9 protein-coding genes are annotated in these 12,270 nt (G+C 67.0%); 1 reads left to right on the top strand and 8 read right to left on the bottom strand.

Annotation, left to right across the window (positions count from 1 at the left end):
• Nucleotides 1-76: 76 nt before the first annotated feature.
• From M0209_RS09470 to M0209_RS09455, 4 genes are all read right to left on the bottom strand, one after another.
• Nucleotides 77-1,942: a CHASE3 domain-containing protein gene (locus M0209_RS09470; RefSeq protein WP_258888030.1), complete on the bottom strand. Its 1,866-nt coding sequence runs from the start codon at nt 1,940-1,942 to the stop codon at nt 77-79.
• A gap of 9 nt (nt 1,943-1,951) precedes the next feature.
• Complete coding sequence (locus M0209_RS09465) at nt 1,952-6,073, bottom strand: translocation/assembly module TamB domain-containing protein (protein ID WP_258888029.1); 4,122 nt, start codon at nt 6,071-6,073, stop codon at nt 1,952-1,954.
• The gene (locus M0209_RS09460) at nt 6,070-8,034 is read right to left on the bottom strand and encodes an autotransporter assembly complex family protein (protein WP_258888028.1); all 1,965 of its coding nucleotides are present in this window, start codon (nt 8,032-8,034) and stop codon (nt 6,070-6,072) included. Before M0209_RS09460 ends, M0209_RS09465 begins: the two co-directional genes overlap by 4 nt.
• Before the next feature lie 317 nt (nt 8,035-8,351).
• Nucleotides 8,352-8,594, bottom strand: coding sequence for a hypothetical protein (locus M0209_RS09455; RefSeq protein WP_258888027.1), 243 nt, complete (start codon nt 8,592-8,594; stop codon nt 8,352-8,354).
• 83 nt (nt 8,595-8,677) lie between these two features.
• Between M0209_RS09455 and M0209_RS09450 the strand changes: the two genes are divergently transcribed.
• Entirely contained in the window at nt 8,678-8,851 is a 174-nt protein-coding gene (locus tag M0209_RS09450; protein ID WP_258888026.1) for a hypothetical protein, read from the top strand.
• Nucleotides 8,852-8,942: 91 nt separating this feature from the next.
• On the opposite strand, the gene M0209_RS09445 is transcribed toward M0209_RS09450, so the two are convergent.
• From M0209_RS09445 to M0209_RS09430, 4 genes are read right to left on the bottom strand one after another with little or no spacing between them, the layout of a single operon-like run.
• Nucleotides 8,943-9,833, bottom strand: a complete 891-nt coding sequence (locus M0209_RS09445) for a 50S ribosomal protein L11 methyltransferase (RefSeq protein ID WP_258888025.1) — start codon at nt 9,831-9,833, stop codon at nt 8,943-8,945.
• Nucleotides 9,834-9,858: 25 nt separating this feature from the next.
• Nucleotides 9,859-10,560 (bottom strand): L,D-transpeptidase family protein, encoded by a 702-nt coding sequence (locus M0209_RS09440; protein ID WP_258888024.1) that lies wholly within the window; start codon nt 10,558-10,560, stop codon nt 9,859-9,861.
• Nucleotides 10,561-10,606: 46 nt separating this feature from the next.
• Nucleotides 10,607-11,506, bottom strand: a complete 900-nt coding sequence (gene bla, locus M0209_RS09435) for a subclass B3 metallo-beta-lactamase (protein WP_258888023.1) — start codon at nt 11,504-11,506, stop codon at nt 10,607-10,609.
• Nucleotides 11,496-12,173, bottom strand: a complete 678-nt coding sequence (locus M0209_RS09430) for an SDR family NAD(P)-dependent oxidoreductase (RefSeq protein ID WP_258888022.1) — start codon at nt 12,171-12,173, stop codon at nt 11,496-11,498. The genes bla and M0209_RS09430 overlap by 11 nt, the downstream gene beginning before the upstream one ends.
• Nucleotides 12,174-12,270 lie beyond the last annotated feature (97 nt).

Genomic DNA, 12,270 nt, shown 5'->3' with positions numbered 1-12,270 from the left:
GCGAGAACACTTTGCTTACGGCAAGAGACCTCGCTGGCGCTCGGCCGGGCTCCTCGCTAACGCTCGGAGAGGAAACTCACACCGTCCGGTTGACCCCGCCGCCGTCCAGTACATCGCGGATCTTCCGGGCCAGGTCACGCATCCCGTACGGCTTCGACAGAAACGCGACGCCCACGTCGATCATGCCATTATGGACGACGGCGTTGCGGGTATAGCCGGTGGTGAACAGGATTTTCAGGTCGGGGCGCTTGATCGCTGCGGCATCGGCCAATTGCCGGCCGGTCATCTCCGGCATTACGATGTCTGTAAACAACAGTGTGATTTCGGGCTGTTCGTCGAGGGCGCGAAGCGCTTCGGCGGGGGAGGCGGCGCTGATCGCGGTATAGCCCAGCTCGCGCAGGGCATCGACGGCGTAGTGGCGGACGCGCGCTTCGTCCTCGACGACGAGGATGACTTCGGTGCTGACGCCGCCGGGGAGAGCATCGGGCACGGACGCCACCGGATCGACGATATCAGCCCCGGTGAAACGCGGCAGGTACAGCTTGACCGTCGTGCCCTCGCCGATTTCTGAATAGGCGGCGACATGGCCGCCCGATTGCTTGGCAAAGCCGAACACCTGGCTGAGCCCGAGGCCGGTCCCCTTGCCCACCGGCTTGGTGGTGAAGAACGGGTCGAAGGCGCGTTCGATGGTTTCGGGCGACATGCCGCTGCCGGTATCGGTAACGCAGATCAGGACATATTGCCCCGCCGTGACCTCGGGCCGTGACCGTGCATAGGAATCGTCGATATGGGCGTTCGCGCTTTCAACAGTGAGCTTGCCCCCTTGAGGCATCGCGTCGCGGGCGTTGATCGCAAGGTTGAGGATCGCATTTTCGACTTCGCCAGGGTCGGCGTAGCAGCGCCACAGCCCTGCGCCATAGACGCACTCGACCTGCACGGCTTCGCCCAACGTCCGGTGGAGCATGTCGCACATCCCGCCGACCAGCTTGTTCACGTCGAGCGGGGTCGGGGCGAGCGGCTGGTTTCGGGCAAAGGCGAGCAGCCGCGCCGTCAGGGTCGCGGCGCGCGTTGCGCCCTCGCGCGCATTGTCGAGCAGCTGATCGGCCTTGTCGGGGTCGCTTCGTAACCGCCGTTTGGCCAGTTCGATCCCGCCCAGCACAACCGCGAGCATATTGTTGAAATCATGCGCGATCCCGCCGGTCAGCGCGCCCAATGATTCCATTTTCTGGAGTTGACGCACCTGTGATTCGGCCTTTTCGCGCGAGGCAACCTCGGTCTTCAGCGCCGAAAGCGACAATTCGGCATCGCCGCGCGCGCGGTCGACCTCGGCATATTGCCGCCGCGCCTGTGCCAGCCAGAGCAACGACAGCAGGATGACCGCTGCTGCCCCCGCGACGAGGCCGACAACCATCAGACGGAGCAGCGTCCGCGATGAATCGGTCAGTTCGTTCGTGCGCGCCACGCCCCATCGGCGTTCGTTCTCCGCGATCGCGCGGACGCGATCCATCATCACCCGGCCGCCGTCGTTCTGCACGATGGCAATGGCGGCATCGGCGCGACCCGCCTTGTCGAGTTCGATCGTTGTCCGCAATTCTTCGAGCTTGCCATCGAGCAACGTTTTCAATTGCGCCGAAACGCGCATGCCGCGCGCGCCCTCGCGCGACGCCACGCGGGCCAGCGCCGGCGCAATCTGGCTGACACTGGCTTCATAGGGGGCGAGGTATTTTTCGTCGCCGGTGAGCAGAAACCCGCGTTGCCCGGTTTCGGCATCGCGCGCTGCGTTGACCACATCGGTGACTGCGCGGCGATATTCGGACACCGCAACTAGGTCGTCGTTGTTTGCCGTCAACCGTACTGCGAGAAGCAGGCTGCCCATGACCATCAGGCCGAGCAGCACGAACGAGGCGATAATGGGAAGCGGGATGCGGCGCGAACGGGTCATCGGCATCGCTCAATAATCCTTCGACACACGCACGCTCGCACTTTGCCGTCCGACCGTCGAAATCGTCGACAGCAGCGACAGCCAGCGCGTGATTGCGAACTCGACACGCGTCGCGGAATAGCCTTGGCCGTCGGTGATCAATTCCACATAGGTGCGCCGCGTGATGTATTTGCCGACCGCTAGCGCGGTCTTGTTGCCGACGCTCGCATCCGCCGCGACGAAGCGCAAGCGGTCGAGGCCGATGGCCTTTCGCACCGCATTGATCGGGTCGAGCCCGCCGCCGCCGCGCAGGCTCGCAACCGCAGCGGCCAGTTGCAAAGCTTCAGGGGCGGACAAATTGGTGATCGAGGTGCCGAACAACAGCCGCGACAGCAGTTCATCCTGCGGCAGTGCGGGGATGCTGGTGAAGGCGATCACCGGTTTCTGGCCGGTGCCGGTCACGCTGACTGTGGCGTTGAGCGACTGGATGTTCGAGCTCGCGACAATGTCGAGCACCGGGTCGGGCGGGAACGCGCCCTGGAACCGGATAACGCCGCGCGTGAGTTCGAAACGTTTGCCGGCGAACTCGTACCCGCCGCGCACCACATCGGCGCGGCCAACGATGCGCGGCGCGTCGAGCGACCCGGTCACGTTCAGGTCGGCACTCCATTCGCTGTCGAGGCCGAGGCCGGTAACCGCAAGCTGGCTGTCGGCACGCGCCTTGACGTCGAGCGCCCAGAGCGTTGGCGCGGCGCGGATGCGCGGGGAGCCGAACGGGCGGTTGATCTCGCGGACCTTGAGTGTCGGCACCTGTTGCGCGGCGGTCGCCTGACCCAGCCGGAACGCCCCCCGGTCGATGACGACATCGCCGCTGATCCGGCCGTCGGGACCATTCGACACGATACGCAACGGCCCGGTAACGGTTGCGGCGAAATCGTCGCGGGCGATCAGCGATGCCTGTTTCGCGTCGATGCTGATGTCCATGCCGAAACCGCTGGCGGCGGCGAGGTCGAAGCTGGCTTTCCCCGCCACCGTGCCGCGTCCGGCATTGGCGGTGAACTGGTCGATAACAAGGCGCGACTGGTCGAAGCGTCCGAACGCTTTCAGGCCGGTCAACACTGTCCCGCTCACCGGGCTTTCGAGCCGCAGGTTTTCGGTGCGGAGCGATCCCTTGATGACCGGGCGGGCGATGCTGCCGGTCACATCCGCGCCGATGGCAAGCGGCCCCGATACGTCGAAACTTTCGACCCCGGTCAGCCGCCACAAGGTATCGGCAGGGCCGTTGTAGCGGAGTTGCGCGAACAGCGGCGCATTGTCGAGCCGGTCGTAGAGCGACGCCCCGCCGCCGAGCGGCGCGATGCGCGCCTGCGCCTGGCCGATGGTCTTGCCCGCCGACACCGCAATCGCGCGCACCGCAAGGCCATTGCCGTCGAGGACCGCGTTCACGCCCGCGTCGACCGGAGTCGAGACGAGCAACAGCCCGGCGCGGGTCAGGTTGCGGACGCGCAAGTTTGCGCTGCCGGTCGGCGTGCCACCGCCGGTCGGTTGGCGGAAGGTGATGCGCCCGCTCGCCGATCCACCAAGGCCGAGGTCGGGCTGGACGATGTCGAGGACGGTCAGGGGCAGCCGCTCCACCGTCGCGTCCAGTTCGGTCGCGGCACCGCCGAACTTGCCGCCGACCGTCGCACTGCCCCCGGCAAAGCTGACGGCGGTCGGCGCGAGCCGCCACGCATCGCCCTCGCGGGTGATCACGGCGGGCGAATTGAGCTTGATCGGGCGCTTGTCGACCGTCCCTTCGGCATTGACGACGAAACGGTCGGGCGACACGTCGACTACCGAGCGGATGTCGAAGCCGCGCCCGCGCGATCCGGCGAAATTCGCCTTCACCTGGCCCGTGCCATCGACCAGCTTGGCGTTCGCTGCTGCGCGGGCAAAGGCGAATTCGCCGTAGCGCAGCCCCTGGCCGACGAACGTCGCGTCGATGTCGGTGCCGCGCGGGTCGAGCAGCGCGACGGCATCGAGCCGCCCGCGCTGGATGACGATCAGCGGCGGTCCGACCAGCTTGACGTCGCGCGCGTTCAGATGCGCCTCGACGCGCTGGATGCCGCGTTCGATACCGAGCGCGACGGTGCCGGTGAGGCCGCCGCCCGAGACGGCAACTTGCCCGACCAGACCGCCGGTGACCGCGCGCAGGTCGCCGGTCGCCTTCACGCCCGAGGCGGTGAGCGAGGCGATGCGGATAACCGCCTGCCCGCCGTTCGGCAGCAGGATCTGGCCGTTCCCCTTGAACGGCCCCAGCCGCGACCCGCCGCTCGCGACCCATTCGAAGCCCTGCGCGGTCGGCACGAGCGACGCGCGGACGTCGCGCAGGCCGGCGGAGGGCAGCGGGTTGGCGAGGATCAGGTCGACCTTGGGCCGCGCGATATTACCGTCGAGGCGCAGGCGCACGGGGCCATAGCGGCGCTGTCGCCCGCTGCCCTCGAAGAAGAACGTCCCGTCGAGCCGCCGGTAGCCGCTGCCGGTGATCGCGATATCGCGCGCGGTCAGTTTCAGGCCGGTGAAGCGGATGACCCCGTCGGCACCGCGTTCGAGCGCGGTATCGATATAGGGCAGTCCGCCCGCCAGGCCGGCAAGGAAGCTGTTGTCGAGACGGCGGACCCACACCTGCCCGCGTCCGACGACACGCACGCCTCCGCGCGCATCGGGCACGACCTTCAGCACCGACTTCACATCGACGATGCCGAGGCCGGGGATGAGGTAGCGGTTGAGCTGGCCCGACAACCCGACGTCGTAGCGTCCGGTCGCAAGATCGAGCAGCAGCGAGATCGTGCCGTTGAGCTTGTCCGAGCGTAGCTTGAGCCCGTCGCCGGTGACCAGCTTCGAGGTGACGCGCAACAGTCCGTCGACCCGCAGATTGTTGAGGATGCCGCCCGCGATATCGCCGACGCCGGTGACGCGCCGGGCGGAGAGCGACACCGGCACGATCACCGGCTGCGGCGACAATTTGCCGCGTCCGGTGACGCGGACATCGTCGAACCCGGTCGCATCGAAGGCGATGCGCGGGGCAGTGACGCGGTAATCGAAATTCGCCGTCCCGAAAGGTCCGTCGAGCAGCACCAGCGCGGCGATGTCGCGGCCGGTCATATTGGGCAGCACCGCCTGCGGCTGGCGCAACTTTACCTCGACCCGCATTGCGTCGAAGCTGCTTCGGGCGAGATCGACGACCCCGTTCGCGCTCATCGCCAGCGCGGGTGAGGCCAGCGCCAAATGCGTGTCGAGTTGCCGGTTGGCGAGCGTTGCATTGCCGGTCACGCGCAGCTCGGCCCCGGTGAGCCGCGCGACCCGCCCGGTCGTCACCAGATCGGGGTGCAGCACGCCGTTCAGGCCGTAGCGCCCCGATGTAGCCGTCAGTGCAAGCCGCGCGAGTTCGCCGTTGCCAGCGCGGGCGACAAGAGCACCCTTCCAGTCTTTCCAGCTGCCATCGCCCTCGATCCTCAGCGCCAGCGGCTGCGTCGCGCCGAGCATGCCCGTAATCACCCCGCCCTTGGGTGCGTCCACCGTGGCGGCGATGTCGAACACATTGCGGTCGGGCGCGCTGTCGAGTTTGAGGACCAGCCGGTCGCCGCCGCGCGCGACACCGTTCAGGTCGATCAGCGCGCGTCCGCCCTGGATTTCGGCCTTGCCCGCGATCCGGGCCATCCGGGCGGGCTTCACGATCCCTTCGCCGAAGGTCATCCGCTCGATCTTCAACGCGCCGATGCGGATATCGAACGAAGGGAGGATCGGCTGCACGGTCTTGCTCGGGACGAGCGCGGGCAGGCGGTCGAGCGTCGCGGCGGGCGCAATCAGCCGGTCGATGTCGAGTCGGTTCGACAGCCACGCAAACGGCGACCAGTCGAGCGCCGCTTCGGGCACCGACAGGAACTGCCCCTTGGTGTCATAGAGCCGCAGGTCGCGGACGCGCGTCGCGCCATAGATCGACCCGTCGATCCGTCCGACCTTCACGCGCAGGCCGTTGACGGGCCGCAGCGCCTCGATCCGGTCGGCGATGAGCCGGTGGCCGATGCTGGTGTCGGCGATCCAGGCAATCACGGCGACGCCGATCAGTGCCAGCACAAGCAGCGCGCCGCCCCAGCGCAGCAACGCCCTCAAAACGCCTGCCCCAACGAGACCTGGATCGAGATGCGCGACTCGTTCGGCCGGCGCGAGAGCGGCGTGCCGACATCGATGCGGATCGGCCCGAAGTTCGAATAATAGCGCAGGCCGACGCCCACCCCGACGCGCAAGTCCGAAAAGCTGGGCAGCGACTTCTCATAGACATTGCCCGCATCGATGAACGGCACCACGCCGAAATTGCCACCGAACATCGGCAGACGTACCCGCGCCTCGAGCGAGAATTCGGCGAGCGAGCGCCCGCCGGTCGGCTGGTTGAGCGCGTTCAGCGGCCCGATCTGCTGGTAACCGAAACCGCGCACCGATCCGCCGCCGCCCGCATAGAACAGCCGCGACGGCGCGATCGTGCTTTGCGACGCGCCCGCGATGCCGCCCAGCCGCGCGCGGCCCGCGATCACCACGCGCTTGCCGACCGGCTGGTAATAGCTGCCGTCGAGCTGCACCTTCACATAGCCGAAGGTCTTCGATTCGAGCGACACTTCGGGCGAGATGCGCGCCGAAAGGCGGCCCCCGCGCTTGGGATCGAGCAGGTCGTCCGAACCGTCGTAAGACAAGGTCACCGGCAGCGCGCCGATGTAGAAATTCCGCCGGATCAGCGCGCCCCGCAGCGGATCGAAATTGCGCTCGCTCGAATACAGCACTTCGCCGCCGAAACTGTACGACCAGGGCTTTTGCCAGATGATCGTCGTCTGGCGTTCGAGATTGCCTGCGAGTTCGACGGTATAGGCGTCGTACGAAATCTTGTCCTCATGGCTCGCGAGCAACCGCGCGTTGAGCACCTGGTCGCGGCGTTTGAAATTGCCCATGCGGAGCGTCGCGCCGAGCAATTGCTCGCGGGTGCCGACAATCCCGCGCAGGGTCACCGCACCTTCGGGCTGGATCAGATTGCGGTGCTGCCAGCTCGCCTCGACGCGGAAGCCCTCGCCGGTGCCGTAGCCCGCTTCGCCCGCGATCGTGCGGAACGGGGCGGGGTCGAGCGTCGTCTGCATATCGACGGTGCCCGGTGTCGTCCCCTCGACCGGTGTGACCCGCACTTGCGAGACCAGACCGGTCGCGACCAGCGCGCGGCGGAAATCGTCGACCAGATAGCTGTCGTAGAGGTCGCCCGGATCCCAGCGCGCGATCACTTCGGCGTGCTTCGCGTTGAACGGCGGCTTGCCGCCGTCGTAGCGGATCGCGCCGAAATTGCGCTTGCCGCCGGGATCGACATTGAGGTCGAGCGTCGCCCCGCGCGTCTCGTGATCGACGACCACCGAGGGTTCGCCGACCTTGGCGAAGGGATAGCCCGTCCGCCCGAGCTTTTCGAGCAATGCCGCTTGCCCCGCGATGACGTCCTCCGCCACCACGGGTTTCGCGGGCGCGACGCCGAATGCGGTTTCGAGCGCGGGCTTCTGCCCGGTGGCGTCCACGCCTTTCACCTCGACATCGGTGAATTTGAACTGCTCGCCGGGGGTGACGGTCAGTTTGACGGTGACGCGCCCGCCGTCGGTCGCGGGCACAATGTCGGTCGTGATCGTCGCGTCGTAATAGCCCTCCGACCGCATGATCGCGTCGAGCAGTTCGGCGTCGTCGCGCGCGCGCCGGTCGATCTGCGCGACGTTCGCCGGTTTACCGTCGTTCTGGCGCAGCACCGACAGGCTGTCGAACCGCTCGCGCGCCTTGGGGATGTCGTCGACGCCGAGCAGTTGCACCGAGTAGCGCGGTGTCTCGTCGGGCCGCGCAACGGCGGTATCGGGTGCGGCTTCGAGCGCATCGCGGGTATTGAGGTCGGGCCAGTCGACGCCAAGGCCCGGCAGCGGCGCAAGCGGCGTTTCGGGATCGAGATCGCCCGGCGTCGAAACCGGCGGCGGGGCAGGGGGCGTAGCCGGTTGCGCCCGCGCCGCGCCCGAACACAGCACCGCCAAGGCGAAAACGGCACTGTACTTCAAACCCGAACCCATGATCGTTCCGCTACCCCCTGACACGCGGACGTGTCACGGCGAAATCGTGTGAGCGTATCCCAACGAGCTTGAAGCGTCGTGATTGCCCTGTGAAGTTCACCGGGGAGGAGCGGGGTGCAGCACGGGCTGCGTTGCCCGTGCAAACGCCGCGACGCGCCCGGTGGGCTTCACAGGGCAACCCCTTCGGGGCGGGCGTCTTTTGGCGCAGGGCTTCGTCGCTCATCGGTCGCGGGGGCAAAGCCCCGCTCGCCTCCTCGCTCCTTGCCCTGTGCCAAAATCTGCTCCGTCACGATGCTTCAAGCTCGTTGGGATACGCTCTAGTGGCGGGTTTGTTCCGTATCTGCCTCGGCAAGAACCCCGATCAGCCGCTCGATCTGGCGCCAGCGACAGAAGTGGATGACATTTCCCCGTCCGCGGCTGACTTCCGCGCGCGCCTTTGCCGCCGCCGCCGCATCGTCGCCGAGTTCGGCAAGCAGGCGCGCGGCATCGAGCGCAGAGGCACGGTCGGCAACAAAGGGGTGCTGGATCAAAATGCTCGGCCTCGCTGGTGAAACCGTCATGTGCCACGATCGGGTTTCGGCTTGGCGCACCGAAATGGTGAAGCGGTTCTTGACCACAAGATTTGCGCTGTCATGAGCGGCGCATGAAGGAACCACGTAACCCCGTCTCGGGCGGCTTCGCCGTCGGCCTCGGCGCGCTGGTCGGCGGCCTGTGGGGTGTCAGCCACGGGCAGGCGATCCTCGGGCTGGCGGGCGGTATCGCGGCTGGCGCGGCAATTGCGGTGCTGGTGTGGCTGGTGGACCGCGCACGCGGGTAACTCTGCAAAAATAGGGACAGCCACTAATTCCCAAAAATAGGGACAGGCACTAATTCCAAATAGGAATTAGTGCCTGTCCCTATTTATTGGTTCAGCGCCACCCCGGACGCGCGACCAGTGTCAGCACCGGCCATTCCCCATCTCCGGTCGCGACCAGCCGCATATTCTGGTCGACATAGGCCCGCGCCACCGCCGCAGCCTGTGTGTCGAGCAACCCGGCGAGGATCAGCGTGCCCCCCGGCGCGACGCTGGCCGCCACCCACGGCGCCATGTCGATCAGCGGCTGGGCAAGGATGTTGGCGATGACCAGATCGTAGGGCGCGCGCGAGACCAGGTCGCGGTGCGACAGCGCGTCGGCCACGACCATCTTCAGACGCTTGACCCTGTTGACCGCCGCATTCTCGCGGACCACCTCGATCGACACCGGGTCGATGTCCGACGCCGTCAGTTGCGCCATCGGCCACAGCCGCGCGGCGGCAAAGGCGAGCAGCCCGGTCCCCGTCCCCAGATCGAGCACATTGCGGAACACTTTGCCGCGCCGCTTCATCGCATCGAGCGTGGCAAGGCAGCCCGACGTCGTCGCATGCTGCCCCGTGCCGAACGCCAGCCCCGCCGGAATGACCAGATCGACTGCACCTGCCTGCGGCGGGTAATCGGGGGTGCGGACGTAAAACCGCCCGACGCTCAAGGGTTCGACCCCCGCCTGGCTCAACGTCACCCAGTCTTCCGCCGGGAGCGGCTTGGCGCGGGGCTCCTTTTCGCGCGCGCTCGGCACCAGCGCCGCAATGCGGCGCAGCACGTCGCGCGACGGCTTCCCCTCGAAATAGGCATCGACCTGCCAGCGGTCGGGGCTGGCCGCATCGGGTTCCGACGCGACGATGACCGGCATCGGGTCGAGGTCCGCCAGTTCGGCCAGTTCGCCGCTCATGCGTTCGGCGTCGGCGCGGTTGCAGGGCAGGGTGAGCTTCCAGGTCTCGGTCATGGCCGCGTCGCATAGCCGCAGACGTTCAGTTACGCACCCCCGGCCGGAAGGCGATCACGCGAAAGTCGTATTCGAGGTAGATCGGGCCGACATAGGGTTCGGGCGCAACCCCTTTCGTGGTGCCGGTCATGCCGGTCCAGTCCACTTCGAGATACACCGGCGTGTGCGGCGGCCAGTCGGCGACCGATACCGCTTCGCCCAGCGCCGTAATCCCGAACAGGGCCTGCGCGAAGCTGAGCGGCACCCGGATGCAACCGTGCGAAGCGGGGAAGCCGGGCAAATGCCCCGCGTGAATGGCAATCCCGGTCCAGGTCAGCCGTTGCATGAACGGCATCGGCGCGTTGCTGTAGATATTCGAGCGGTGCCAGCGCCGCTTTTGCAGAATCGTGAAATCGCCGAGCGGAGTGCGTTTGCCCGGCTTTCCGGTCGAAACCGTCGAGACGGCGACCAGCTCGGCACCGCGATAGACATAGAGTCGCTGCATCGCGATGCTGACCGCAATGGTAATGGGGGCGGCGGTCGAAAGACCGGTCCCGGTAAAGCCCGGACCCGGACGGTCGTCGTCGAGCACGAACTGTCCCGGGCGCATCGCGGCGGCGGCTTCGTCGAGCGCCGGATTACCGATCAACGATTGCGACGGGGCCGCCGTCGCGACGACGAGCGCGAACGCTGCCGATACCCTGTGCCACAGCTTCAACGAACGCGATCCATCGCGCCAGCATTTCACGCAGACGGGCAAATCGCAATCGGTTGTTAACCACGGCGACGTCCGATTATCGGACGGTTGCCGCCTCGGTCGCCAGCCGCGCCTCGAGCGCCGTCCGCGACCGCTCGACGAGCCGAGTGCACGCCGTACGGTCACGCAGCGGTGCTTTTCCACCCAGCCGATCGAACAAATTGCTGACCACTGGATGCGGCGTGACCAGCACGTCGCAATCGAGGCCCGCGACACGCGTAAAGGTCGTGCGGTAGGACGCCACGCGTTCCGGATGGTCGGTAAAGCGGTAGCCCCTGGCCGAAATGGCGCTCATGCTGTCGACATAGGCGAAGGCAACGCAGGCTTTCCCTTCGCAGCTGCGCCAGGTCCAGCTGGTGCCGCCGCTGGTGTGGCCGGGGGTCGCGCGTGCCGTGATCGCAATCGGGCCGAAGCGCAGGACCTGCCCGTCGCCCACCACGCCGTCCACAGTGACGGGGGCCATGTCGGGAATGGCGCCGGCCTGCGGATCGGCGGCATCGGTCTTGCCGGTTTCGACCGCTCGCCGCGCGGGTTGGCGCACCAGCAGGCGCGCGCCCGTCGCCGCCTTCAGCGCCGCAAAGCCGCCCATATGGTCAAGATGTTCGTGGCTGCCGATAATCAGCCGCACGTCCTTCGGATCGAACCCCAGCGTCCGGATATTGGCGAGGATCGACGGCGCGGCTTCGGCAGTGGCACCGTCGATCAGGATATGGCCCTTCGGCGACGCGACCAGCAGCACGGTGATGCCGCAAGTGCCGACATAATAGGTGTTGCCGAAAATACGTGCGGGTGGGGCGGCATCGCTCCACCCTTCGCGGCCCTTGCACGCCTCCACGAGCGCGCGGCCCTTTATCGTCGCATCGTTCGGGGTGGCGGCGGCAACCCCCGTCGCCCCTGTTGCAAGAGCGATCGCAAGTGCGGCCAGTTTAGCGGACATAGCTGGCTCCGTTGATATCGAGTACCGCACCGGTCATCGACGGCGGGGCCGATGTCGCGCAGAACGCCGCAACCTCGGCGACTTCCTCCGGGTCGGCAACCTTGCCGAGCGGGATATCGGCCAGCAATTTGTCGCCGCCCCGGCTTGCGAGATAGTCCTCGGCCATGCCGGTCATCGTGAAGCCCGGGCAGACAGCAAAGGCATAGATGCCCTGCGCCGCATAGGCGCGCGCGATGGTCTTGGTCATCGCGACCATCCCGCCTTTCGACGCCGCATAATGCCAATGCGCGGGACTGTCGCCGCGATGCGCGGCGCGGCTGGCGATGTTGACGATACGCCCGCCGCCTTGGCTGAGAAAGTGTTGCACGGCGAAGCGGCAGAGTTCGGCGCTGGCGGTGAGATTGACCTGCATCGTCCGCGCCCACCCCGCCGACCAGTCGGCATCGGGCAGGTCGATGGGGGTGGCCTCGAAAATCCCGGCGTTGTTGATCAGGACATCGATCCGCCCGTCGAACCGGTCGAGGGCGGCGGCCCAGAGCTTCGCAGGCGTGGCGGGATCGGCAAAATCGCCGTCGGCGCTACCGGTCGCGAAGACATTGTGGTCGGCCAGGCGGGTGGCAATGGCCGCGCCAATGCCGCGCGTGCCGCCGGTGAGGAGGATGTTCATGGGAACGCGCTAGCGCCCTCGGTCGAGAAAAAGAAGAAGGGGCTTCGACAAGCTCAGCCAAGTCGATTCGTGCGGACCGTCTCCACCCGACTTGGCT

Source organism: Sphingomonas sp. SUN039 (assembly GCF_024758725.1).
Classification (GTDB): domain Bacteria; phylum Pseudomonadota; class Alphaproteobacteria; order Sphingomonadales; family Sphingomonadaceae; genus Sphingomonas_O.
The sequence above is the reverse complement of the archived record's forward strand: the minus strand, read 5'-3'. Positions and strand labels throughout refer to the sequence as shown.